20 protein-coding genes are annotated in these 23,947 nt (G+C 62.5%); 12 read left to right on the top strand and 8 right to left on the bottom strand.

Annotated features, from left to right (window positions below):
* Nucleotides 1-17 precede the first annotated feature (17 nt).
* The 8 genes from bamA (at nt 18) to KUG85_RS03250 (ending at nt 8,937) form a co-directional block, all read left to right on the top strand.
* Nucleotides 18-2,399 carry an outer membrane protein assembly factor BamA gene (gene bamA / locus KUG85_RS03285; protein ID WP_223004113.1) on the top strand — a complete coding sequence of 794 codons (2,382 nt, stop codon included), beginning with the start codon at nt 18-20 and terminating at the stop codon, nt 2,397-2,399.
* Nucleotides 2,400-2,464: 65 nt separating this feature from the next.
* Nucleotides 2,465-3,526, top strand: coding sequence for a UDP-3-O-(3-hydroxymyristoyl)glucosamine N-acyltransferase (gene lpxD, locus KUG85_RS03280; protein ID WP_223004112.1), 1,062 nt, complete (start codon nt 2,465-2,467; stop codon nt 3,524-3,526).
* On the top strand, nt 3,519-3,989 hold the full coding sequence (fabZ, locus tag KUG85_RS03275; RefSeq protein ID WP_065817492.1) for a 3-hydroxyacyl-ACP dehydratase FabZ: 471 nt from the start codon (nt 3,519-3,521) through the stop codon (nt 3,987-3,989). Before lpxD ends, fabZ begins: the two co-directional genes overlap by 8 nt.
* A 10-nt stretch (nt 3,990-3,999) precedes the next feature.
* A complete protein-coding gene (gene lpxA, locus KUG85_RS03270; protein WP_223004111.1) occupies nt 4,000-4,830 on the top strand; it encodes an acyl-ACP--UDP-N-acetylglucosamine O-acyltransferase in 831 nt (276 codons plus the stop codon).
* Nucleotides 4,814-5,713 (top strand): LpxI family protein, encoded by a 900-nt coding sequence (locus KUG85_RS03265; protein ID WP_065817491.1) that lies wholly within the window; start codon nt 4,814-4,816, stop codon nt 5,711-5,713. Before lpxA ends, KUG85_RS03265 begins: the two co-directional genes overlap by 17 nt.
* Nucleotides 5,703-6,878: a lipid-A-disaccharide synthase gene (gene lpxB, locus KUG85_RS03260; RefSeq protein ID WP_223004110.1), complete on the top strand. Its 1,176-nt coding sequence runs from the start codon at nt 5,703-5,705 to the stop codon at nt 6,876-6,878. The genes KUG85_RS03265 and lpxB overlap by 11 nt, the downstream gene beginning before the upstream one ends.
* A 230-nt stretch (nt 6,879-7,108) precedes the next feature.
* On the top strand, nt 7,109-8,500 hold the full coding sequence (locus KUG85_RS03255; protein ID WP_223004109.1) for an MATE family efflux transporter: 1,392 nt from the start codon (nt 7,109-7,111) through the stop codon (nt 8,498-8,500).
* Nucleotides 8,497-8,937, top strand: a complete 441-nt coding sequence (locus KUG85_RS03250) for a glyoxalase superfamily protein (protein ID WP_223004108.1) — start codon at nt 8,497-8,499, stop codon at nt 8,935-8,937. Before KUG85_RS03255 ends, KUG85_RS03250 begins: the two co-directional genes overlap by 4 nt.
* A 51-nt stretch (nt 8,938-8,988) precedes the next feature.
* On the opposite strand, the gene gltA is transcribed toward KUG85_RS03250, so the two are convergent.
* Nucleotides 8,989-10,284 (bottom strand): citrate synthase, encoded by a 1,296-nt coding sequence (gene gltA, locus KUG85_RS03245; protein ID WP_007006705.1) that lies wholly within the window; start codon nt 10,282-10,284, stop codon nt 8,989-8,991.
* A gap of 196 nt (nt 10,285-10,480) precedes the next feature.
* Complete coding sequence (gene gltX / locus KUG85_RS03240; RefSeq protein ID WP_223004107.1) at nt 10,481-11,902, bottom strand: glutamate--tRNA ligase; 1,422 nt, start codon at nt 11,900-11,902, stop codon at nt 10,481-10,483.
* A 128-nt stretch (nt 11,903-12,030) separates the two neighbouring features.
* On the opposite strand from gltX, the gene KUG85_RS03235 reads away from it, so the two are divergent.
* The gene (locus tag KUG85_RS03235) at nt 12,031-14,466 is read left to right on the top strand and encodes a ComEC/Rec2 family competence protein (RefSeq protein ID WP_223004106.1); all 2,436 of its coding nucleotides are present in this window, start codon (nt 12,031-12,033) and stop codon (nt 14,464-14,466) included.
* Between the two features lie 153 nt (nt 14,467-14,619).
* On the opposite strand, the gene KUG85_RS03230 is transcribed toward KUG85_RS03235, so the two are convergent.
* Both KUG85_RS03230 and uvrA read right to left on the bottom strand, forming a co-directional pair.
* Nucleotides 14,620-15,423 (bottom strand): DUF72 domain-containing protein, encoded by an 804-nt coding sequence (locus KUG85_RS03230; RefSeq protein WP_223004490.1) that lies wholly within the window; start codon nt 15,421-15,423, stop codon nt 14,620-14,622.
* Nucleotide 15,424: 1 nt separating this feature from the next.
* The gene (gene uvrA, locus KUG85_RS03225; RefSeq protein WP_223004105.1) at nt 15,425-18,349 is read right to left on the bottom strand and encodes an excinuclease ABC subunit UvrA; all 2,925 of its coding nucleotides are present in this window, start codon (nt 18,347-18,349) and stop codon (nt 15,425-15,427) included.
* A gap of 165 nt (nt 18,350-18,514) precedes the next feature.
* Between uvrA and KUG85_RS03220 the strand changes: the two genes are divergently transcribed.
* The 3 genes from KUG85_RS03220 to KUG85_RS03210 all read left to right on the top strand — a co-directional run bounded on the left by KUG85_RS03220 (nt 18,515) and on the right by KUG85_RS03210 (nt 20,289).
* On the top strand, nt 18,515-18,721 hold the full coding sequence (locus KUG85_RS03220; RefSeq protein ID WP_223004104.1) for a hypothetical protein: 207 nt from the start codon (nt 18,515-18,517) through the stop codon (nt 18,719-18,721).
* 624 nt (nt 18,722-19,345) lie between these two features.
* Entirely contained in the window at nt 19,346-19,837 is a 492-nt protein-coding gene (locus KUG85_RS03215) for a single-stranded DNA-binding protein (protein WP_223004103.1), read from the top strand.
* A gap of 14 nt (nt 19,838-19,851) precedes the next feature.
* Nucleotides 19,852-20,289, top strand: a complete 438-nt coding sequence (locus tag KUG85_RS03210) for a hypothetical protein (RefSeq protein WP_322098555.1) — start codon at nt 19,852-19,854, stop codon at nt 20,287-20,289.
* Between the two features lie 59 nt (nt 20,290-20,348).
* Here KUG85_RS03210 and KUG85_RS03205 read toward each other — a convergent pair whose 3' ends face one another.
* The 4 genes from KUG85_RS03205 to trpD are packed head-to-tail and all read right to left on the bottom strand — an operon-like array spanning nt 20,349 to nt 23,945.
* On the bottom strand, nt 20,349-21,608 hold the full coding sequence (locus KUG85_RS03205; protein WP_223004102.1) for a molybdopterin molybdotransferase MoeA: 1,260 nt from the start codon (nt 21,606-21,608) through the stop codon (nt 20,349-20,351).
* Complete coding sequence (moaC, locus tag KUG85_RS03200; RefSeq protein WP_223004101.1) at nt 21,605-22,105, bottom strand: cyclic pyranopterin monophosphate synthase MoaC; 501 nt, start codon at nt 22,103-22,105, stop codon at nt 21,605-21,607. Before moaC ends, KUG85_RS03205 begins: the two co-directional genes overlap by 4 nt.
* Nucleotides 22,106-22,108: 3 nt before the next feature.
* On the bottom strand, nt 22,109-22,924 hold the full coding sequence (trpC, locus tag KUG85_RS03195) for an indole-3-glycerol phosphate synthase TrpC (protein WP_223004100.1): 816 nt from the start codon (nt 22,922-22,924) through the stop codon (nt 22,109-22,111).
* Nucleotides 22,914-23,945, bottom strand: a complete 1,032-nt coding sequence (gene trpD, locus KUG85_RS03190; protein WP_065817478.1) for an anthranilate phosphoribosyltransferase — start codon at nt 23,943-23,945, stop codon at nt 22,914-22,916. Before trpD ends, trpC begins: the two co-directional genes overlap by 11 nt.
* Between the last annotated feature and the right edge of the window lie 2 nt (nt 23,946-23,947).

Below are 23,947 nucleotides of genomic sequence, written 5' to 3'. Positions count from 1 at the left end.
AGAGGTTTTCAGGCCCAATGAAGGCATCTTCGAGCTTTAAGAACGCCGTTTCGGCAGTGGCCCTTTCGGCGGGGTTGGCGATGACGGGGACAATCGCCGTCGAGCTTGCCACGATAGAGGCGGCCGAGGCCGCTACGGTCAGCCGTATCGAGGTGCGTGGAAACCGTCGCGTCGACGCGGAAACCATTCGCAATTATATCAGCATTCGCCCGGGGCGTTCGTTTTCGCAGGACGATGTGAATGATGCCGTCAAACGCCTGTTTGCCACTGGCCTTTTCGCTGACGTTTCGATCAGCCAGTCGGGCGGTGCGCTGATCGTCACGGTCGACGAGTACTCGATCGTCAATCAGGTGATTTTCCAGGGCAACAAGAAGATCAAGGACGCCAACCTGGCGCGCGCCGTCCAGCTGCAGCCACGCAAGTCCTTCTCCAATCAGGCGCTTCAGGCTGACGAGGAGACCATTCGTGAAGCCTATCGGCGCATCGGCCGCGATGACGCGACCGTCAGCAGCCGCACGCAGGAACTCGAGGATGGCCGCGTCAACGTCATCTTCGAGGTACAGGAAGGCGGACGTACGAAGATCGCCGCGATCAATTTCGTCGGCAACAACGCATTCCGTGATGGTCGTCTGAAGGATGTGATTTCGACGAAACAGTCGAATTTCCTTTCCTTCCTGCTGCGCAACGACATCTATGACGATAACCGCCTGCGCGCGGACGAAGAGACCCTGCGTCGCTTCTACTACAATCGTGGCTATGCCGATTTCCGCGTCATTTCCGCGACGGCCGATCTCGACGAAACCGAGAACGCCTACACACTCACCTTCACGGTGGAAGAGGGCGAGCGCTATCGCTTTGGCAATATCGGCATCGAGAGCACGATTTCCGGCATCGATCCGGAGACCCTGCGCTCGCAGGTCGAAACCCGTCAGGGCAGCGTCTACAGCGCGAAGAATGTTGAAGATTCCATCATCGCCCTGACCGAGCACGTCGCTGGCATGGGCTATGCCTTCGCGCAGGTCACGCCGCGCGGCAACCGCAATTTCGAAACCCGCGAGATCGATGTCGTCTATTCGATCGATGAGGGACCGCGCGCCTATATCCAGCGCATCGAAATCCGCGGCAACCAGCGCACCCGCGACTATGTGATCCGCCGCGAATTCGACCTGAGCGAGGGCGATGCCTTCAACCAGGTTCTGGTGCAGCGTGCCAAGCGTCGCCTTGAAGCGCTCAACTTCTTCCAGACGGTCAACATCTCGACCGTGCCGGGATCGCAGCCCGATCAGGTTGTCCTGGTGGTCGATGTGGTCGAGAAGTCGACGGGTGAATTCTCCATCGGCGCCGGTTATTCGACCAGCGGCGGTGTCGACAGCAGCGGTGGCTTCTCTGTGGAAGGCTCCGTCACGGAGCGCAACTTCCTTGGTCGCGGTCAGTATGTCCGCGTTGCTGCCGGCGGCGGCAAGAACTCGCGCGATTACTCGTTCTCGTTCACCGAGCCATATTTCCTTGGTCGCCGCATCTCGGCCGGTTTCGACGTCTATCGCCGCACCCGCAAGTTCGACGACAAATATGAGCGCGACACGACGGGTGCGACGGTCCGCTTCGGCCTGCCGATCACCGAGGCGCTGTCAACGCAGCTCGCCTACAACCTCTCTCAGGAGGAATATACGGGCATCGGCAACTGCGCGAACCTGAACGACGGGAATCCTGCCAACGACGCTAATTGTAACCTCGCTCCGGCGCTCGTCGAAGCGATCGGTCAGGAGAAGTGGATCAAGTCGTCGGTCAGCGGTTCGCTGATCTACAACACGATCGACGACATGAAGAACCCGCATTCGGGTCTTTATGCGAACCTGACGCTTGAGGTTGCCGGTCTCGGTGGCGATGCCAAGTTCGTCAAGGCCACCGCGCGCAGCACCTATTACCACACGCTGTCGGAAGAGCTTGATCTGGTCGGCTTGTTCACGGTCGGCGCCGGTCACATTCAGGCGCTTGATGGCGATCTCCGCGTGTTCGATCATTTCTCGAGCAGCGACCGCATCATTCGCGGCTTTGATTACAACGGCATCGGCCCCTATCAGAATTCGACGGGTGGTGGCATCGATCACATCGGCGGCAAGACCTATTTCAACGCTTCCGCCGAAGCCCAGTTCCCGTTCCCGATCCTGCCCGAGAGCTTCGGCCTTCGCGGCGCGGTCTTCGCCGACGCCGCCACGCTCTACGGCAGCGACGTTGCCGGCGCGATCGGAACCGATCTGCAGTGGCGCGCCTCCGTGGGCGCCGGCCTGATCTGGGCTTCGCCCTTCGGTCCGCTGCGTGTTGACTATGCTTACCCCGTCCTGAAGGAAGAGACGGACGACGTGGAGCATTTCAACTTCGGTATTTCGACACGCTTCTAGCCGTTGCGTGTTGCTGGAGCAGTTCCGTTTAGCCCGGGCCCTGTGGGCCCGGGCGAAAGGTTTCCATGAAGGACCCTGATTTTTTTCCTCCCGCACGCCGCATCACGGCAGGCGAGGTTGCCTCGCTGACGGGAGCTGAGCTTGTTCGCCCCGAGCTCGCAGAGGTCGTGATCGAGGGCGTTGCCGCCGCGTCTGAGGGCGGGGCCGGCATGCTTGTTTTCATCGAGGGCAAACGCAACGCCGAGCTCGTGCGAAACACGACAGCCGCCGCTGTCCTGTGCAAGCGCGAGGCGGCAGGCCATTGCCCCGATACTGTCGCGGTTCTGATCGTCGACAAGCCGCAGGTCGCATTCGCCGAGATCACACGGCTTCTCTTTCCTCAGGCCATGAGCCCCGGATCGATGACCGGCGAGACCGGGATATCCGTCCGGGCGAGCGTGGCGGCCGATGCCGTTCTTGAGGATGGTGTGATTGTGGAGCCCGGCGCCGTCATCGGCGCGGGCGTCATGATCGGACGCGGCACGACCATCGCGCCCAATGCCGTGATCGGTGCATTCACCCGGATTGGCCGGGACAGCTATGTCGGCCCCGGGGCCTCGGTCCAGTGCGCCATGATCGGTGATCGCGTCATCCTCCATGCCGGCGTGCGGATCGGCCAGGACGGTTTCGGCTATCTGCCGGGCGCAAGGGGACTGGAAAAACTGCCGCAGATCGGCCGGGTCGTCATTCAGGACGATGTCGAGATAGGCGCCAACACCACCGTTGATCGCGGCGCACTCGTGGATACGGTCATCGGGCAGGGCACGAAGATCGATAACCTCGTCCAGGTGGCGCACAATGTCCGCATCGGCCGCAGCTGCGTCATTGCCGGCAATTGCGGCCTTTCGGGCTCTGTGACGCTGGGTGATTTCGTCATGCTGGGCGGCCGCGTCGGTATAGCCGATCACATCAACATAGGCACCGGTGCGCAGCTTGCCGCGTCGAGCGGCGTCATGAACGACGTGCCGGCCGGCGAGCGCTGGGCCGGTTCCCCCGCCCAGCCGATACGCGAGGCGTTTCGCGAGCTGGCTGCCTTGCGGGGGCTGGTAGACGGGAAGAGAAAGAGAATGAGGGACGGGGATGAGTGACACCGCTTCGACCACGCTTGAAAGCCTGGACATCATGGATCTGATGCGGCTGCTTCCGCATCGTTACCCGTTTCTTCTGGTCGACAGGATTGTCGAGATCGACGGTGACCGTTCGGCCATCGGCATCAAGAATGTCACGATGAACGAGCCTCATTTCACGGGGCACTTTCCGGCGCAGCCGGTCATGCCGGGGGTCCTGATCGTCGAGGCAATGGCGCAGACCGCCGGTGCGATCTGCATCAACAATGCCGGCGACGAAACCCCTTCGCTCGTTTATTTCATGACCATCGACAATGCCAAGTTCCGCAAGCCCGTCGTGCCCGGCGACCGTCTCGAGATCCACGTGACGAAGGTCAAGCAGCGCGGCAGCATCTGGAAGTTCGATTGCGTCGCAAAGGTGGACGAGGCCAAGGTTGCCGAGGCGGTCATCTCGGCGATGATGTCCGTTGAGCAGGCGAGCTGACGGGAATTTTATGGCGCGCGAGACTGTCATTCACCCTTCGGCCGTTATCGAGCCCGGTGCCGAACTGGGCGAAGGGGTTCGCATCGGCCCGTTTTGCCATGTGTCTTCGGGCGCCAGGCTTCATGACGACGTGGAACTGATCGGCCATGTGACGATCATGGGCGACACGACGCTGGGCGAGGCCTGCCAGGTCTACCCGCAGGCCGTTCTCGGCGCTCCGCCGCAGAACTTCAAGCACAAGGGCGGCAAGAGCACGCTCGATGTCGGCGCCCATTGCGTGATACGCGAGGGCGTAACCTTTCACTCGGGAACGGACACAAGCCGCGGCAGGACGACGGTCGGTTCACACGGCCTTTTCATGGCCTATTCGCATGTCGCGCATGACAGTGATGTCGGCAACCACGTGACCATGGCCAACTATGCCGGTCTCGGCGGGCATGCAGAGATCGGCGATCATGTGATCATTTCGGGCTATGCCGCCGTTCATCAGTTCGTACGCATTGGCCATCACGCATTTCTGGGCGGATTTGCCGCCGTGGTGGGCGATGTCATCCCCTATGGCATGGCGGTCGGGGACCGGGCGCGCCTGCGTGGCCTCAACCTTGTCGGCCTGAAACGCTCGGGCATGCCGCGCGAGGACATTGCGGCCCTGCGCAGGGCCTACAGGATGCTCTTTGCGGAAGGGGCATCGCTGGAAGAAAACGCCGTCGCTGTCCGGAACGCTTATCCCTCTTCGGAGCTGATCGGAGACATTGTCGCCTTCGTTTCCGGCAGGGACAAGCGCCACTTCACACTCCCGGCGCGTGGCAAAGGCGCGTCCGAGGATGATGACACAGCCTGAAAACCACCCGGTTCTGCCGCGCGATGCCCGTGTTGCGGTCGTCGCCGGCAGCGGAGCCCTGCCGCGGGATGTGGTGCGCACGCTCGTCAAGGGCGGGCACAGGCCGCTCGTCGTTGCCATTGAGGGTGAGGCGGACTGGCTGGATGGCGAGAACGTCGCCGATTTCGATCTATGGCCGGCGCCGGCCGAGCGTCTGGGGCTGTTCCTGCCCAGGCTCAAGCGCGCAGGCGTGACCCATCTCGTGCTTGCCGGGGGGGTAAGCCGCCGACCGCCGATCCTGAAGGTCAGGCTTGGATGGGATGTGTTCCGCGCTCTTCCCAAACTTCTGGCAGCCTATGCAAAGGGGGACGATGGTCTCCTGCGCGCGGTCATTGCGCATATCGAATCCAAAGGCATTCGCGTTCTGGGCGCGCACGAGATTGCACCGGAGCTTCTCGCGCCCGAAGGGGTCATGACCCGCAGCGGGCCAAAGGCCTCCGACAGGAAAGACCTGGCCGCCGCCTACGAGGCAGCCCGCATGATCGGTGCGCTCGACATCGGTCAGGCCGCCATCGCCGTGGGCGGCCGTGCCGTGGCGCTGGAAGGCATTGAGGGAACTGCAGGGCTGCTTGAGCGGATGCGCGGCATGCGCAACCATGGGCGCCTTGCGGGAAAGGCGGGCGGCGCACTGGTGAAGTGCGTCAAGCCGGATCAGGAGAAACGCGCCGACATGCCGACCATAGGCCCCGATACGATACGGGCGGCACATGCCGCCGGGCTCGCCGGCGTCGGCGTCGAGGCCGGGCGTTCGCTGATCCTGGACTATGCGACCACGATCGGGCTGGCAGACGAGCATGGTCTGTTCGTGATCGGGCTCGATCCGGAGGCGCACGATGAGCGTTGAACGCCGCCCTTTGAAGATTGCCATCATTGCCGGCGAGGAATCCGGGGACCTTCTGGGTGCAGACCTCATAGAGGCGCTCCGTCGGGAAAGCGGGTCGGACGTCGAGCTTCTGGGTGTTGGCGGGCGAGGGCTGATCGCACAGGGCCTGGAGTCGATCTTTGATGCCGAGGAGATTGCTCTGATGGGGATCAGCGCTATCGTGCGCGATCTGCCCCGACTGATACGCCGCATCGGCCAGACGGCAAAAGCCATTGCAGATGCCGGGCCCGACTGCCTGATCACCATCGATAGTCCCGAGTTCAGCCTCCGCGTCGCGAAGAAGGTGCGCGCGCTCGCGCCTTCCATCCCGATCATTCATTATGTCTGCCCGAGCGTCTGGGCATGGCGGCCGGGAAGGGCGCCCGCCATGCGCCCGCATGTCGACGAGGTGCTTTGTCTTCTGCCGTTCGAACCCGCGGAGCTGGAACGGCTCGGCGGCCCGGCCGGCACCTTTGTCGGCCATCGTCTGGCAAGCGACCCGAACATCCTGGCTGCGGCGCAGGCGCATCTGTCTGGGGCGGACAAAGCGCCTGACGAACAGCGGTCGCTGCTTCTTCTGCCCGGATCGCGCCGTGGCGAGGTCTCGCGTCTTCTCCAGCCTTTTGGGGAAACCGTGCGCCACCTTCATGAGGCGGGGCACGATTTCCGTGTGCTGATGCCCACCGTCCCGCACGTCGCCTCCATGATCGAGGCTGCGGTGAAGGACTGGCCCCAAAAGCCCGAAATCATCCTCGATCAGAACCGCAAATGGCAGGCGTTTGCCGAGGCCGATGCAGCACTGGCATGCTCCGGAACCGTCTCGCTGGAGCTGGCCCTGGCTCGGGTGCCGACCATTCTTTGCTACAAGACGGATTTCGCGGCGCGTGCGCTTATTCCATTGATCACCGTGTGGTCGGCCGCCCTGCCAAACCTGATTGCCGGCTGGCCGGTCGTGCCTGAACATTTCAATCAATATGTCCGGCCGTCCTATCTGGCCCGCCAGATCACGACATTGTGGGACGACAAGCCGGGTCGGGCCGCGCAGATGGCCGGCTTCCAGGAGATCGCCGACGCACTGGCCACCGCACGACCGTCCGGTGAGATCGCTGCGCAGGTGGTTCTCCGGCATGTTTCAGGCGCCGCCTGAGATTTTGCAGGCTTTTCCGGCAACAGGCTCGCAAAGCACGCAGATCATTGACGTCGAGGCGGCTTCCGGCTAGAGAGCAGATCGGCTGCAGACGCCTGCCGTCCGCTGGCATCATGTCACGGTGAAGTTCTGCCTCAGACCTTTTCGATCCTCTTCCACGCATGTCGCGCGGATGGCAATGCGGACCCCCGTCCTTTTCAGCGCGGCTCTTGCGACAGGAGAACGGGGATTTGTCTGAAAAGCCCACCAACGCATTCACCGAAGGTCCTCTCGGACCCATCTATGCGCGTACCGCGCTTCCGATCATCTTCGTGATGGGCATGAACGGACTGCTTGCTGTCTGCGACGCGCTCTTCCTCGGGCATTTCGTCGGACCGGATGCGCTGGCCGCCGTCACGCTCATGTTTCCGCTTTATATGCTCGTTGTCGCACTGGCGACGCTTGTTTCGAGCGGCATGTCGAGCCTTCTGGCACGTCGTCTTGGCGCGGCCGAAATACAGGCGGCAGGCAGAGTGTTCGCCGGCGCGCACGGGCTCGCGCTTTTTGTCAGCCTTCTTCTGATGCTGCTTTTCCTTCCGTTTGGACCGGCGATCTCCCTGCTTGTTGCCGGTGGCTCGCAGCAACTGGCGGAGATGGGGCTGATTTATCTGCGGATCACGGTCTTCTTTTCACCCCTTCTGTTCCTGCTTTCCGTCAACTCCGACGCATTGCGCAATGAGGGCCGCGTCAACCTGATGGCCGCGATGAGCCTTCTGGTCTCAATCGCCAATATCGGCTTCAACTACATGTTGATCGCCGGTCTCGGCATGGGGGTTGCCGGTTCTGCTTATGGAACCGCACTCGCTCAGGCGCTCGCATTCGCAGGCATTCTTGCCTTTCGTCTGCGGGGCCGGACGCAACTGCCTCTTTCCGTGCTTGTGCGCCACGGGCTGCATGGAGGCTGGGCAAGCATCCTGGCACTCGGCGCGCCGCAGAGCCTGAATTTTATCGGCCTCGCGCTGGGGTCGGCAACGATCCTTACAGCACTTCAATGGGTAGGGGCGCCGGGCTATGGGACCACCGTTTCGGCATACGGGATCATAACGAGGGTCATGACCTTCGCTTTCCTACCGCTTCTTGGATTGAGCCATGCCATGCAGACGATCACGGGCAACAATTTCGGCGCGGACAGGCTGTTGCGCGTGAACAGGAACCTGCAATTTGCTGTTGTCGTCGCCTTCGTCTACTGCCTTGCGCTTCAGGTTCTGATGGCCTGTTTCGCCTCTGCGATCGGGCAGGCCTTCGTCGGGGATCGAGCGGTCGTGGCCGAAGTGGCGCGCATCCTTCCCGTGATGACGGGCCTGTTCTTCGCCACTGGTCCGCTGATGATGATCGCGATGCATTTTCAGGCGATCGGTGATGCGGGCCGGGCGGCGCTGCTCGGTCTTTCGAAGCCATATCTCTTTGCGATCCCGCTCACCTTCGCGCTCGCCGCAATTTTCGGCGAGGCCGGTATCTGGGTTGCCGGGCCGTTTGCCGAAGCGATGCTTTTCGTCCTCACCGTCATCGTGCTTTACCGCATGGCCCGGGGAAACAGGCTGGGATGGGGGCTTTTTCCGCCGGTGAGGGGAGAGCAGGCATGAAGCCCGAACTGCCGACGATGGCAGAGGCAAAGGCGCTCGCAAAGCGCCTGCGTCAGCATCTGAAGGACCGCGGCCGCGTCGTATCGCATGCGCAGGCGCTCGAAACCATCGCGCACCAGCATGGATATCGCGACTGGAACACGCTTTGCGCGGCAATCGGGCAGAATGGGCCTGATGCATGGACTCCCGGGCAGCGCGTGCAGGGGACCTATCTCTCGCGGCCGTTTGAGGGAACCCTGATCGCTTCGCAAAGGCAGCGCCCCGGCTGGTTTCGCGTCGTGATCGACCTGGACGAACCCGTGGACGTCGTCACGTTCGAGAGCTTCTCCAACCACCGCAAACGCATTCGCGGAACTCTCGGTCCGGACGGGCATTCCCGCGAGCGCACATCCAACGGGCTGCCGCATCTCACGCTGGAAGCCAGAGCCGCTCCATAAAGAAAAAGCCCCGCCGAAAAACGGCGGGGCTTCGTCGCATCCTATAAGGAATCAGCGCTTGGCGATCGGCACGTAGTCGCGCTGCGTCGCGCCCGTATAGAGCTGGCGCGGGCGGCCGATCTTCTGCTTCGGATCCTCGATCATCTCTTTCCACTGGGCGATCCAGCCGACGGTGCGCGCGAGCGCGAAGAGCACCGTGAACATGGTGGTGGGGAAGCCCAGCGCCTTCAGCGTGATGCCGGAATAGAAGTCGATGTTCGGGTAGAGCTTCTTTTCGATGAAATACTCATCCGTCAGCGCAATGCGCTCCAGCTCCATGGCGATGTCGAGCTGCGGGTCATCCTTGATGCCCAGTTCGCTTAACACCTCGTGGCAGGTCTTCTGCATGATCTTCGCGCGCGGATCGTAATTCTTGTAGACCCGGTGGCCGAAGCCCATGAGGCGGAACGGATCGTTCTTGTCCTTGGCGCGGTCGATGAATTCGGGAATGCGGTCGACGGAACCGATCTCGTCCAGCATGTTGAGCGCTGCCTCGTTGGCGCCGCCATGGGCCGGGCCCCAGAGACAGGCGATGCCGGCCGCGATGCAGGCGAACGGATTGGCACCGGAAGAACCGGCCAGACGCACCGTCGAGGTGGAGGCGTTCTGCTCATGATCGGCGTGCAGGATGAAGATGCGCTCCATTGCGCGCGCCAGAACCGGGTTCACCTTGTACTCCTCGCACGGCACGGCAAAGCACATGTGCAGGAAGTTGGCGGCATAGCCGAGCTCGTTCTTGGGATAAACGAACGGCTGACCCACGTGATATTTGTAGGCCATGGCGGCGATGGTCGGCATCTTGGCGATCATGCGCAGGCTCGCCACCATACGCTGATGCGGGTCGGAAATGTCGGTCGAGTCGTGGTAGAAGGCCGACATCGCACCGACCACGCCGCACATGACGGCCATCGGATGTGCATCGCGGCGGAAACCGGTGAAGAAGCGGTTCATCTGCTCATGCACCATGGTGTGGTGCGTCACGCGGTAGTCGAAATCCTCTTTCTGCGCCTTGGTCGGCAGTTCGCCGTAGAGCAGCAGGTAGCAGGTCTCAAGGAAGTCGCCATGTTCGGCAAGCTGTTCGATCGGATAGCCGCGGTGCAGCAGAATTCCCTCGTCGCCGTCGATATAGGTGATCTTCGATTCGCAGCTTGCGGTCGAGGTAAAGCCCGGATCGTAGGTGAACATGCCGGTGTCTTTGTAGAGCGAGGTGATGTTGACGACATCCGGGCCTACGCTGCCCTTCAAAACCTCGAATTCGTGCCCTTCTTCCTGGCCGCCAATTTCCAGCTTCGCAGTTGGTTTGGTCATCGCAATCACCTCTCACTTCAAGGAACTTGGCGCCAGAAAACTGTCGCCCAAATAAAAATGGCCGGCGGTCGAGCGCGCGAAATAGCTAACGCATTTCCCCCGTGGTGCCAAGCGCGTGCAGCATCTGAATATTGCAGTGCAGCACGCTCTCGGTGATCGAACCCTGTCCGCCAGCCAGGTCCTTTGCGGGACGAAGCTAGGCAGCCTGATCGCGGATGCGCGCCAAACTCTCCTCTCGCCCAAGAACGGAGAGAACATCGAAGATGCCTGGCGATGTGGTGCGCCCGACGAGCGCTGCCCGCAAGGGTTGGGCAACTTTGCCAAGCTTGCGTTCGGTCTGTTCCGCAAAGACGCGGACAGCAGCTTCGATGTTCGCAAGGGTCCAATCGCCGACATTTTGCAATACGGGAAGAATTTCCGCAAGCAGCTGGCGTGCATTCTCATCGAGCAGCTGTGCAGCTTTCTCGTCGATCGACAGTGGGCGCTCTGCGAAAAGAAAGCCCGCACTATCAACGAGTTCCACGAGAGTCTTGGCACGCTCTTTCAAGCCGGGAAGGGCCTGCAAAAGCTGGTTTTTCCGGGTCTCGTCGAGTGCGTCGAGAAGCGCTTTCCCACCGTCGAGATATGGCAATGTGCCGACCAGCACGTCGAGCAGCTTCGCATCGTCCATCTGCCGCATATGCACGCCGTTGAGCGCTTCCAGCTTCTGGAAATCGAAACGCGCGGCGCCCTTGTTCACGTCAACGATGTCGAACCAGCGAATCATGTCCTCGTCGGACATGATCTCGTCATCTCCGTGGCTCCAGCCGAGCCGTGCCAGATAGTTGCGCAGCGCGGAGGGAAGATATCCCATCTCCCGATAGGCCTCGACGCCGAGCGCACCGTGGCGCTTGGAGAGTTTGGCGCCGTCTGGCCCATGAATAAGCGGGATATGGGCCATCACCGGCACCTCCCAGCCCATGGCCCTGTAGATCACCGTCTGGCGCGCGGCATTGGTCAGATGATCGTCGCCACGAATGATGTGTGTGACGCCCATGTCGTGATCGTCCACCACGACGGCATGCATGTAGGTCGGCGAACCGTCGGAGCGCAGGATGATGAAATCGTCGAGATCCTTGTTGGGAAAGCGCACCGTGCCCTGCACCTGGTCCTGGACCACGGTTTCGCCCTCCCGGGGCGTCTTGATGCGGATCACCGGCTTGACGCCTTCGGGAGCCTCTGAAGGATCACGGTCGCGCCAGGTGCCGTCATAGCGGGGCGGGCGGCCCTCGGCGCGCGCCTTCTCGCGCATCGCCTCAAGCTCTTCCTGGGAGCTGTAGCAGTAATAGGCCTCGCCCCTGGCGACCAGTTCCTCGGCGACCGCGCGATGCCGGTCCGCCCGCTCGAACTGCGAGACCGGTTCTCCGTCGCAGTTGAGCCCCAGCCAGGCAAGCCCGTCCAGAATGGCCGCCGTGGCCTCATCGGTCGAGCGCTGCCGGTCCGTGTCCTCGATGCGCAGCAGCATTTTTCCACCGGTGTGGCGCGCATAGAGCCAGTTGAAAAGGGCCGTGCGCGCACCGCCGATATGAAGGAATCCGGTGGGCGAGGGTGCAAAGCGCGTGACGACGGGTGTGGTCATGAATCTATCCCGGGAATTGGCGCGGTCTCACGATCCGCTAGGGTGTGTGATACCGCAGGTGGCCTTCGGTTGGCTGTCATGTAGCATAGAACGGTCCGGGCGCAAGTATTGCACGGGAGGCCAGGCCGATGGGGGGCAAACTGGCAATTGCGGAGAGCGACGAGCGGGCGCAGTTCGCCGTCGGCACGCAGACGCCGGAAGCTGAAGACGCAACGCAGGGCATCTTGGTGCCGCCGGCGCGCCCTGCGCATACGCCGGTCGCAGCGCGTATCCATGGCCTCGGCGCTCCGCTCGGCAAGCGCCTGAATGCAGACATGCGCGCCGCACTTTCGCGGGAAGCCGCAAGAGGCACCCTGTTCCTCTGGCTTCCTGTCCTGCTGGGCAGTGGCGCGCTCGCTTATTTCGCCCTGCCGGTCGAACCACCGGCCTATGCCGTTGTCTGCGGTCTGCTCGCGCTTGCCCTTGTGGCATTCCTGGCCGCGGGAAAGCCGCTGCTGCGTGGTGCCGTTCTTGCCGCCCTCATCGTTCTGCTGGGGCTCGCCTGCGCCAAAGTGGAGAGCTGGCGGGCCGGTACGCCCATGCTCGGCGCCGACGTGACCACCCGGCTCACCGCCCGCGTCATCAGCATTGAGCATCGTGCGAATGGGCGTTTCCGCCTGACAGTGGATGTGGTGTCCACCAGACGCCCGCAATTGCGTTATGCACCGGCGCGGGCGCGCCTGTCGGCGCGCTCCATCCCGGCTGGGCTGAGGCCGGGTGACGGGATCGAGGGCCTCGTGCGCCTGATGACGCCCTCGGGGCCGGTGCGGCCGCACGCCTATGATTTTTCTTTCGAGAGCTATTTTGACGGCCTCGGGGCTGTGGGCTTTTTCATGCGCGATCCCGAACCTGTGGAGATCGAGCAGTTGCCCGGGGCGCGGCAGTGGGTGCAGCGGATGTCGTCCACCCTGCAGGGACTGCGGGAAAGCCTGGCCGCGAGGCTGCGCGAGCGAGTGGGCGGGGCCGAAGGCGAGGTTGCAGCCGCCTTGATCACCGGCATGAGGGGCGGCATCCCCGAAGCCTATAATGAAGACCTGCGCCGCGCCGGGCTTGCGCATGTCCTTGCCATTTCGGGGCTGCACATGGCGCTTGCAGCTTTCACGATCATCGGGGCGGCAAGGCTGGGCTTTGCCCTGTTCCCGGGCTTTTCTTCACGCCATCCCGTGCGCAAATACGCCGCCGCAGCGGCGCTGCTTGTCTGCTTCTTCTATCTGCTTGTTTCCGGCAGCGGTGTGGCGGCGCAGCGCAGCTTTCTCATGCTGGCGGTCATGCTGCTGGCGCTGTTGTTCGACCGCGCTGCCCTGACCATGCGCAACCTCGCGGTTGCGGCACTGGCGGTGATCATCACGACGCCACATGAGGTGGTCGGGCCGGGCTTCCAGATGTCTTTTTCGGCAACGGCCGCCCTGATCGCAGGCTATGCGGCGTGGAACGCGCACCGCGAGAAGCGGCTAGCCCGAAAGCCATATGTCGAGCGGAGAGGTGCTGCGAAGCTCATCCATCTCGTTCTCCTGGCCATTGGCGGAATTGCGCTCACATCCCTGATCGCCGGAACCGCAACAACGCTTTATGGCGTCTGGCATTTTCAGCGGGCCTCGCCGCTGGCTCTCGGCGCCAATCTGGCGGCGATGCCTGTCGTTTCCCTCGTGGTGATGCCCTCGGCCGTCGCCGCAATTGCGACCATGCCGCTCAATCTCGATGGGTGGCCGCTGGCCGTGATGGGATGGGGCATTTCCACGGTCATGAGCATCTCGCGATGGTTCTCGGAGCGAACCCCCATCGATGCGACCGGGGCGATACCGCTTGGCGCCACACTGAGCCTGACAGCGGCACTCGTCGTTCTCACCATGACCACAACGAGGTTGAGGATTGCCGCATTGCCGTTCCTGGCGATGGGATTTTTTCTCATAGCGACACGCAGTCTGCCTGACGTCCTCATCTCCGAGGACGCACGCCTCGTGGCGGTACGCACGCAGGATGGCGCGCTCGCAGTCAATCGAAAGCGTCCCAATGCGTTTTCGCTGGAAAACTGGCTGCGCGCAGAAGGCACCGAAACTGTGCGAAAACCGGACGGGTTGAGCGGCGCGAGCACCGCCGAACTCATTGCCCGGGCGTCAGCGCATCACTTCCTGTGCAACGACGCCATCTGCGTCCTGCGCCACGAAAGCGGAGCGATTATCGGCCATGTGAGCAAGGGGGATGTGCCAATGTCGAGACGGTCCCTTCGTGAACTGTGTGGGGCCGTCGATCTTGTCGTCATCAATGATGCGCGCATCGATCAGCCCTGCGGGGTCGATGGCACACACACAGTCACGGCGCGCGACCTGGCCCGTCGTGGCAGTGCCGAGATACGCATTGAACGAAAGGGGCCTGACGCGCTTCTGTTCAACATCGCTTATGCGATCAGCGAGCCCCATCGGCCATGGCATGAGCAACGCCAGTTTTCACGCGCCGCCCGCGGGCTGGGACCATACAAACGCACGCGGAACGCTCCCAAAGAAGCGAACAAACATAAGCAAAATTAGCGTTTTAGAGCGAATACCAAAGGCAACTCATAAAATCACGCAGACATGAGCCAGAGCATCGGACCGAAAAGTGGAATCCGGCTTTCGGGCTATTCCGATGCTCCATCCATAATTTAGATCGTCCTTTGTGCGTCCGGGTGGACGCACGGCGATCTAGCCTGCACGCTCCATGAAAGCCCTGGCGGCATGCGGCGCGCGAATCTTTCCTTCATGGATGAAATAGACGAACACGTCGCGCGGCTTTGTCTCCGGCGTGAAGGCCGGGTCCATGAGGGGCAGGTCGTCCGGCTGTCCGCCCGCGGCCCAGAGCCTCGCGCGCTTCGCCCATCCATCGAGCTCGTTGGGAGGATATGCGGTCGGGATGTCGTCCTCGCCGCGCTGCAGGCGGGCATAGACGAAATCGCCGGTCACGTCGGCGATCTCCGGGTAAGTGTTGTGATGCGCATAGCAGACTGCCGCACCGTATTTGCGCACAAGCTGAGGAAATTCCGGTGTACAGAAGGTCTCGTTGCGTACCTCCAGAACATGTCGGAGAGGCACGCCATCGCGCTGGTGCGGCAGCAGTTTCAGAAAACCCTCGAAATCCTCGGGATCGAACTTTTTCGTCGGCGCGAACTGCCAGACCAGCGGGCCCAGCTTCTCGCCGATCTCGGAAATGCCCGATCCAAGAAATTTTTCAAGAGATTCAGCTGCTTCCGAGAGAACCTTGCGGTTCGTCACGAAGCGGTTTCCCTTGAGCGAAAAGACAAACCCATCCGGCGCCTCACTTGCCCATTTGGCATAGGTGGCCGGTTTCTGGCTGCCGTAATAGGTGCCGTTCACCTCGATTGTCGGCACCTGCCGTGAGGCATATTCAAGCTGTCGCTTCTTCGGCAGGTCGTCGGGATAGAACGTGCCTTCCCATGGCTGAAACGTCCAGCCGCCCATGCCGGCGCGAATGGTGCCTGTGGTCATCAGTTTACTCCGCTGCCTGTGCCTTGCCGGCGGGCCGGCGTTCGAGAAGTTCTTTCAGGAATTTGCCGGTATAGCTGCGCGGCTCGGCCATCACGTCGTCGATGGAGCCCGAGGCGACGAGTTCGCCGCCGCCGTCGCCGCCTTCGGGACCCAGATCGAGGATCCAGTCCGCGGTCTTGATGACTTCGAGATTGTGCTCGATCACCACGACCGTGTTGCCCTGGTCGACCAGTTCATGCAGCACTTCAAGCAGCTTTGCCACATCGTGGAAATGCAGGCCCGTGGTTGGCTCGTCCAGAATGTAGAGCGTGCGGCCCGTGGCCCGTTTCGACAGTTCCTTGGCAAGCTTGATGCGCTGCGCCTCGCCGCCTGAAAGTGTGGTGGCCTGCTGGCCGATATGGATATAGCCAAGACCGACGCGGGCGAGCGTGACCAGCTTGTCGCGCACGGCCGGCACGGCAGCGAAAAATTCCACGCCTTCATCCACCGTCATTTCCAGCACATCGGCAATCGACTTGCCCTTGAAGGTGACTTCGAGCGTCTCGCGGTTGTAGCGCTTGCCATGGCAGACATCGCAGGTGACATAGACATCCGGCAAAAAATGCATCTCGATCTTGATGACGCCGTCGCCCTGGCAGGCCTCGCAGCGGCCGCCCTTGACGTTGAACGAGAAGCGCCCGGGCTGGTAGCCGCGCGCCTTGGCTTCCGGCAGGCCGGCAAACCAGTCGCGGATCGGCGTGAACGCGCCGGTATAGGTGGCCGGGTTGGACCGGGGCGTGCGCCCGATCGGCGACTGGTCGATGTCGATCACCTTGTCGAGATGTTCGAGCCCTTCGATCCTGTCATGCTCGGCGGGCTGTTCGCGCGAGCCCATGATCCGGCGCGAGGCAGACTTGAACAGCGTCTCGATCAGAAGCGTGGACTTGCCGCCACCGGAAACGCCGGTGACGCAGGAAAACGTGCCGAGCGGCACTTCCGCCGTCACATCCTTCAAATTGTTTCCGCGCGCGCCCACGACGCGGATGCGGCGCTTCTTCGGGATTTCGCGGCGCTGCTCGGGCATCTTGATCCCCATCGCACCGGTCAGATATTTGCCGGTGATGGAGGCCGGGCTGGCCATGATGTCGCGCGGCGTGCCTTCGGCGATGATCTGCCCGCCGTGGACGCCAGCGGCAGGGCCGATGTCGACCACATGGTCGGCCGTCAGAATGGCGTCCTCGTCATGCTCGACCACGATCACCGTATTGCCGAGATCGCGCAGATGTCTAAGCGTTGCGAGAAGCCGGTCATTGTCGCGCTGATGCAGGCCGATGGACGGCTCGTCGAGCACATAAAGAACGCCGGTCAGGCCGGAACCGATCTGTGAGGCAAGCCGGATGCGCTGGCTCTCGCCGCCCGAAAGCGTGCCCGAATTGCGCGAAAGCGTCAGATAGTCGAGGCCCACATCGTTGAGAAAGCGCAGCCGCTCGCGGATCTCCTTCAGGATGCGGACCGCAATCTCATTCTGTTTGTCATTGAGATTCTCAGGCAGATCCTCGAACCATGCACCCGCCTTGCGGATCGACATTTCGGTGACCTGACCGATATGCAGGCCGTCGATCTTCACCGCCAGCGCCTCGGGCTTCAGGCGGTGTCCGCCGCACGCCGGGCAGGGGTGTGCCGACATGTAGCGCTCGATCTCCTCGCGCATCCAGGCCGATTCGGTCTCCTTCCAGCGGCGCTGGAGATTGACCACGACACCCTCGAAGGGCTTTGTGGTTCGGTAGCTGCGCAGGCCGTCATCATAGTCGAAGACGATCTTCTTCTCGCCCGTGCCATTCAGGATCGCGTGCTGTCCGTCTGCCGGCAGGTCGCGCCAGCGGTCGCCCACCTTGAAGCCGTATTCGCGGCCCAGCGCCTCCAGCGTCTGCAGATAATAGGGCGAGGTCGATTTCGCCCAGGGTGCAATTGCCCCTTCGCGCAGGATCGCATTGTCGTCCGGCACCACCAGATTCGGATCGATGGCGCGCTGGCTGCCGAGCCCGTCGCAGGTGGGGCATGCGCCCGCCGGATTGTTGAACGAAAACAGACGCGGCTCGATCTCCGGGATCGTGAAACCTGACACGGGACAGGCAAACTTTTCCGAAAAAACGATGCGCTCATGCGTCTCGTTCTTCGATTTGTTGGCCCCGCCACCCTTTGCGGTCGCCTCGTCGGACAACGGCCTGTCGGCAAATTCGGCAATCGCCAGCCCTTCGGCGAGTTTTAGGCAGGTTTCGAGCGAATCCGCCAGCCGGGTCGCCAGGTCGTCGCGCACCACGACGCGGTCCACCACCACGTCGATGTCGTGCTTGTATTTCTTGTCGAGTGCCGGCACCTCGGCGATCTCATAGAACGTGCCGTCCACCTTGACGCGCTGAAAGCCCTTCTTCTGGAGTTCGGCCATCTCCTTGCGGTATTCGCCCTTGCGTCCGCGCACGATGGGAGCGAGCACATAGAGCCGCGTGCCTTCGTCCAGCGCCATCACCCGGTCGACCATCTGGCTCACCGTCTGGCTCTCGATGGGCAGGCCCGTGGCTGGCGAATAGGGCACGCCCACGCGTGCGAAAAGCAGACGCATATAGTCGTAGATTTCCGTCACCGTGCCGACGGTGGAGCGCGGGTTCTTCGACGTTGTTTTCTGCTCGATGGAAATGGCCGGCGAAAGCCCGTCGATCTGGTCGACATCCGGCTTCTGCATCATTTCCAGGAACTGGCGCGCATAGGCCGAAAGGCTCTCCACATAGCGCCGCTGTCCCTCGGCATAGATCGTGTCGAAGGCGAGCGACGACTTGCCGGAACCCGACAGGCCTGTCATGACGATCAGCTTCTCGCGCGGCAGGTCGAGATCGACATTCTTCAGATTGTGCTCGCGCGCACCGCGAATGGTAATGGACTTGTGTTCTGGCATGCCCCGTCGCTGCCTGTCTTGAGAAACCGGATTGGCCGGCAGCATGCCGGTCCGTGCATCATGTAGGAAGCGGCACGCAAATGTCGACCGCAGCGCCAGGGATGACGCCAGCCGGTATCGCTTCGCCGCAGATACGCCAGTGCCGCTCAACGAGCGGAAGGGCGCATGTCCTTCCTTAACACGCTTGCCCGGCTGATGGGCAAGCAAAAAGAACAAAGGCCGAACGTTCTCCTGACAATTATGGCCGGAGCGTGTCTGGCAGGAGTGTGCGGATCGTTACAGACGATCACATTTGCCGGCATGGCGGGCCATTCGCTTGACCGGCGAAACCCGAAGGCGCAGTATGCCCCGGTCAGCGCTCGCGGCTTTTGAGCGCTCGCAAGAGGCGCCGGTGGGCGCTTCGGCTGCGCATCGTCGCTTGAGCACGCTGACGCCGAGCAAATGTCCGAAACGCGAAGAAGGAGGAAGGCATGAATCCACCTGACCGATCCACCGGGCTTCGCCTCGATCGCGAAGCCACAGCTGGCTGATCGGTCCGCAACGCATTCGGCGCATGGCGCGACGCATGTGTTTCGGTTCCGGTCCATGGCGCATGACGTTTCTGGAGAACGCATTCGCCGGCAGGCATGACAACGCTGGCGGCTGGCTGCCCCCAAAAATCAGATTTACTTGAAGACAGGGTTGGTGAAATCGCCCTGCCTGACGGCACCGGTAAACCATTCCCGGTATGGAGGGTCAGAAGACCCGAAGCCCCGCGCGACCAGAAGGCGGCGGGGCTTTTCCTTGCATCTGCCGGCCCGGAGCGTCGCTCGGGGCGGCCGCAGAGGGCGTCCCGGAAGGCGCTCTTGACGGCATTGACAGATGTCCGCCGAATGTGAACATAATAAGAACAAATGAGCTGTGGACGACAGCGGAGCGGACAAAGGCGAAGAGCGCGCGGCAGCTTCGCTTGCGATAAGGTGCGCGACAGATTTCGGACAAGCGTGGAGAAGCGTTATGGCGGGCAGCGTCAACAAGGTCATTCTGGTGGGAAATCTGGGCGCCGACCCGGAAATTCGCCGGCTCAATTCCGGCGATCCGGTGGTCAACATGCGGATTGCCACATCGGAAACATGGCGCGATCGCCAGTCGGGCGAGCGGCGTGAGCGCACCGAATGGCATAATGTGGTGATTTTCAACGACAATCTCGCCAAGGTTGCCGAGCAGTATCTGAAGAAGGGCGCCAAGGTCTATATCGAGGGCCAGCTCCAGACGCGCAAATGGACCGACCAGAACGGTCAGGAGCGTTACACGACCGAAGTCGTGCTGCAAAAATTCCGTGGCGAACTGCAGATGCTCGACACGCGCGGCCAGGGTGGCGACAGTCAGGTCGGATACAGTGGCGGAGGCGGCAATCGCAGCTCCGACTTCGGCCAGTCCGGCCCCGCCGACAGCGGTGGCGGCGGAGGCGGCTATTCGCAGAACCTCGACGACGAAATCCCGTTCTGATCGGGAACAGGGTCGTGTTGAAACCCGGCAGTGCCGCCCCGATCCATGGACGTCTCCATGGTAGCCGGGCATGGCGCGCCGGGTTTTTCGCATTCTCAATCGTGTTCGCGGCGTTCACACCAGCGGTGATGGCCGGTGAAGCGGATGTCGTCGACGTGAAAATCGTCGCCGAAACCGGCGGCGCCTACCGCTTCGACGTCACCGTGGAACATGCAGATGAAGGGTGGGAGCACTACGCGGATCAATGGGACGTGGTCGACGATGCCGGCAACGTCCTCGGGTCACGCAAACTCCTGCACCCGCATGTGAACGAACAGCCATTTACCCGCAGCCTCTCCGGCGTGTCGCTGCCTGACGGGCTGACCCATGTCACCATTCGCGCACGCGATTCCGTTCATGGATTTGGCGGAAGAGAGATGACACTGCCCATTCCCGGCCGCGGCGACGGGTAAGGTCCTCGGTCCCGATTTTTCCTACCCTGCAGCGCCGCTCTCCGGCGGATACCTGGAGGCTATGCCAGCATCAGAACGCGGCAGCGCGAACCTGGCTCGGCAGCCGGCGCGCCCGGTTCGCGCACGATAAGCGCATTGGCCGCGGCCAGGGTGGTCAGCATGGAGGAATCCTGCAGCGAAAAGGGCGTTGCGATCAGCCCCTCAGGGCCGGAAGCGACCGAAGCGCGGATATAGTCGCGGCGATCGTCATTCTCGCGCAGGGCACTCGCCAGAACCGCAGCGCGCAGATCCGGCGTGTGGCTGCGCTGGCCAAGGCGGGCAACAAGCGGGCGCAGGAAAAGATGGGCGCAGACAAGGCTTGAGACCGGATTGCCGGGAAGGCCAAGCACCCGCATGGTTCCGGTGGTATCGGGCCGGGAAGTGGAATCCGGGTTTCGGCTGTTCCGATGTTCCAGCCGGCCAAACATGAGCGGCTTGCCCGGGCGCATGGCGATCTTCCAGAAGTCGAGCGACATGCCGGCATCAAGCAGGGCTTGCCGCACCAGATCGCGAGCCCCTACGGAAGCGCCGCCAAGGGTTACAAGCACATGCGCGCCCGCCGCGGCGGCCCTTTGCACTGCGGCGGTGATCTCGGCGCTGTCGTCGCCGACAATGCCGAGATCGAGGATCTGGGCCCCTTCGCTTTTGGCAAGAGCCCCAATGGCGAACCCGTTGGAAGCGACGATCTGATCGGGGCCGCAGGCCTCGCCCGGTCGCACCAGCTCATCGCCCGTGGCGATGATGGCAACCAGCGGACGCTCGGTCACCGAAAGCATTGCGTGGCCGGCGGCAGCGGCAAGACCGACACCGGCCGGCCCGAGTCGGCGGCCCTGTTCGAGAACGACATCGCCTTCGACAAAATCGAGCCCGGCCCTGCGGATGTGGCGCCCGCTGGCCACTGTGCTCGTTGCTTCGATGCTGCCATCGTCGAGAAGGTCGGCGTTTTCCTGGATGAGGATCGTATCGGCGCCTTCCGGCACCGGCGCTCCGGTGAAGATGCGAACGGCTTCGCTGGCGCCGACCGCGCCATGAAACCGATTGCCGGCAGCCGATTCCCCGATCACCCGCAACCGCACCGCACGCGGTGTTTCGACATCCGCAGCCCGCACGGCGTAGCCATCCATGGCGGACGCGTCGAAAGGCGGCTGTGTGCGCATCGCCGAAAGCGGTGCGGCCAGAACACGTCCGTCCGCCTCTTCGATCGGCACCATTTCACCGGGCAGGGCCTTCACGCCGTCGAGAATGCGCTCCAGCGCCTCGTCCACCGGCAGAAGCGTCATGCCGAAGGCTCCGGTGCGCGCCAGTCGCCGGATTTGCCTCCGGTTTTTTCGAGAAGGCGAACGTCTCTGATGATCATTCCCTTATCCAGCGCCTTTGCCATGTCGTAAATGGTCAGGCAGGTGATGGAGACGGCTGTCAGCGCTTCCATTTCAACCCCGGTCTGGCCGGTCACCCGCACACGGGCACGCACTCTCAGGCCGGGCAGCGCGTTATCCGCCTCGATTTCCACCACCACTTTGGAAAGCGCCAGCGGATGGCATAGTGGAATGAGGTCAGATGTCTTCTTGGCGCCCATGATACCGGCTATGCGCGCGGTGGCGAGCACATCGCCCTTCTTGGCATTGCCCGAAAGGATGGCTTCCAGCGTTTGCGCCTGCATGGCGACAGCGCCTTCGGCGACGGCCTCCCTGCGGCTTTCCTGCTTGCCGCTCACATCCACCATATGCGCTTCTCCGGAAGCGCCGATATGCGTCAGCTTTCCGGTGTCGTTGCTCATCGTTCAGCCTGCCGGATTTGTTGTGTCGAGCCCCAGCAGGGCACGGGTTGCGCCTGCGACATCCTCCTGCCGCATCAGGCTCTCGCCGACCAGAAAGGTGTTCATGCCGGCACGCGCCAGGCGACGGCAATCTTCATTGGTGAAGATGCCACTCTCGCCAACCACCAGCCGGTTTTCCGGCACGCGTGGAGCCAGCCGTTCGCTGGTTTCAAGGCTTGTTTCAAAGGTGCGCAGATTGCGATTGTTGATACCGATGAGGCGTGACGAAAGCTCGAGAGACCGCTCCAGCTCACGCTCGTCGTGGACCTCGATCAGGCAGTCCATGCCGAGTTCGAGGGCCGTATCCTCAAGGGCCCGGGCTTCATTGTCCGAAACGCTTGCCATGATGATCAGGATGGCGTCCGCCCCCCAGCTACGCGCTTCGTAAACCTGATAGGGTTCGAACAGGAAATCCTTGCGCAGCGCCGGCAGCGCACATGCGGAGCGGGCAGCTTCGAGAAACGCAGGCGCACCCTGAAAGGAAGGTCCGTCGGTCAACACGGAAAGGCACGCAGCACCGCCTTCTTCATAGGCCGCGGCCAGCCGGGGAGGGTCGAAATCTGCGCGAATGAGCCCGCGCGACGGGCTCGCCTTCTTTATTTCGGCAATCAGCCCAAAGCGGCCGGCCGCCTGTTTGTGAAGAAGCGCATCGGCGAAGCCGCGCGGTGCCTCGACGTCGCGTGCTCTGGCAACAAGATCGGGCAGGGGCGTAGTGGTCTTGGCCGCAGCGATCTCCTCGCGCTTATAGGCTTCGATTTTGCGTAGAATATCAGTCGTCACCGCTCGGGGCTCCCCTGTTCGAAACCTCGATCAGCTGATTCAGGGTGGCCAGCGCATGCCCGTGGTCAAGCGATTCAGCGGCCAGCTTCATGCCATCCTTCAGGGTCTTTGCGCGTCCTGCGACAACCAGCGCCGCACCCGAGTTCAACAGGCAGATATCGCGATAGGCGTTTTTCTCGCCTTCCAGAACCGCTTTCAGCGCCCTGGCATTGTACGCCGCTTCGCCGCCTTTCAGATCCGCCATCGTGACCCGCTTCAGGCCGACATCCTCGGGCGTGATCTCAAAATGGCGGATTTCACCGTCCTCGAGCGCTGCAACCTGCGTCGTTCCGGCGGTGGTCATCTCATCCAGCCCGGCGCCGTGAACGACCCAGGCGGATTCTGTACCCAACTGTTTGAGCACGTCGGCGATTGGCGCCACCCATTCCGGTGCGAACACGCCCACAAGCTGGCGGCGGACACCCGCCGGATTGGAAAGCGGCCCTAGAAGATTGAAGATCGTGCGGGTCCCGAGCTCAACGCGTGACGGCCCGACGTGGCGCATGGCCGAGTGATGGGCGGGCGCAAACATGAAACCCAGCCCCGCCTCGTTGATGCAATCGGCGATCTCCTGCGGGGTCAGCTCGATATTGATGCCAAGGGCAGCCAGCGTGTCAGCCGCACCGGACCGCGAAGAGAGCGCCCTGTTGCCATGCTTCGCAACGGGCACGCCTGCACCCGCAACGATGAAGGCCGAGCAGGTCGAAACATTATAAGAGCCGGAGGCATCGCCGCCGGTGCCGACGATGTCCACCGCGTCATCGGGAGCAGAGACCGGCAGCATCTTGTCGCGCATCGTGGCAACGGCGCCGGAAATCTCTTCCACGGTTTCGCCGCGCACGCGCAGAGCCATGAGAAAACCGCCGATCTGGCTTGGCGTCGCATCGCCCGACATCATGATGTCGAAAGCCTGCCTTGCCTCGTCAAAGCTCAGGGGGGCGCCAGAAGCGACCTTGGCGATGTAGGTTTTGAATCCGTTCATCT

Source organism: Nitratireductor rhodophyticola, assembly GCF_019891355.1.
In the GTDB taxonomy this organism is placed as follows: domain Bacteria; phylum Pseudomonadota; class Alphaproteobacteria; order Rhizobiales; family Rhizobiaceae; genus Nitratireductor; species Nitratireductor rhodophyticola.
This window is presented reverse-complemented; position numbering and strand designations above follow the sequence as displayed.

What these genes read in the sequence shown, in the direction of transcription:
- moaC (WP_223004101.1), bottom strand. Translation starts at nt 22,105, where the DNA reads ATGAGCAACGACACCGGAAAGCTGACGCATATCGGCGCTTCCGGAGAA.
- trpD (WP_065817478.1), bottom strand. Translation starts at nt 23,945, where the DNA reads ATGAACGGATTCAAAACCTACATCGCCAAGGTCGCTTCTGGCGCCCCC.
- gltX (WP_223004107.1), bottom strand. Translation starts at nt 11,902, where the DNA reads ATGACCACACCCGTCGTCACGCGCTTTGCACCCTCGCCCACCGGATTC.
- KUG85_RS03205 (WP_223004102.1), bottom strand. Translation starts at nt 21,608, where the DNA reads ATGACGCTTCTGCCGGTGGACGAGGCGCTGGAGCGCATTCTCGACGGC.
- lpxD (WP_223004112.1), top strand. Translation starts at nt 2,465, where the DNA reads ATGAAGGACCCTGATTTTTTTCCTCCCGCACGCCGCATCACGGCAGGC.
- KUG85_RS03220 (WP_223004104.1), top strand. Translation starts at nt 18,515, where the DNA reads ATGTCCTTCCTTAACACGCTTGCCCGGCTGATGGGCAAGCAAAAAGAA.
- lpxA (WP_223004111.1), top strand. Translation starts at nt 4,000, where the DNA reads ATGGCGCGCGAGACTGTCATTCACCCTTCGGCCGTTATCGAGCCCGGT.
- fabZ (WP_065817492.1), top strand. Translation starts at nt 3,519, where the DNA reads ATGAGTGACACCGCTTCGACCACGCTTGAAAGCCTGGACATCATGGAT.
- KUG85_RS03265 (WP_065817491.1), top strand. Translation starts at nt 4,814, where the DNA reads ATGATGACACAGCCTGAAAACCACCCGGTTCTGCCGCGCGATGCCCGT.
- KUG85_RS03250 (WP_223004108.1), top strand. Translation starts at nt 8,497, where the DNA reads ATGAAGCCCGAACTGCCGACGATGGCAGAGGCAAAGGCGCTCGCAAAG.
- lpxB (WP_223004110.1), top strand. Translation starts at nt 5,703, where the DNA reads ATGAGCGTTGAACGCCGCCCTTTGAAGATTGCCATCATTGCCGGCGAG.
- uvrA (WP_223004105.1), bottom strand. Translation starts at nt 18,349, where the DNA reads ATGCCAGAACACAAGTCCATTACCATTCGCGGTGCGCGCGAGCACAAT.
- bamA (WP_223004113.1), top strand. Translation starts at nt 18, where the DNA reads ATGAAGGCATCTTCGAGCTTTAAGAACGCCGTTTCGGCAGTGGCCCTT.
- gltA (WP_007006705.1), bottom strand. Translation starts at nt 10,284, where the DNA reads ATGACCAAACCAACTGCGAAGCTGGAAATTGGCGGCCAGGAAGAAGGG.
- KUG85_RS03235 (WP_223004106.1), top strand. Translation starts at nt 12,031, where the DNA reads ATGGGGGGCAAACTGGCAATTGCGGAGAGCGACGAGCGGGCGCAGTTC.
- KUG85_RS03215 (WP_223004103.1), top strand. Translation starts at nt 19,346, where the DNA reads ATGGCGGGCAGCGTCAACAAGGTCATTCTGGTGGGAAATCTGGGCGCC.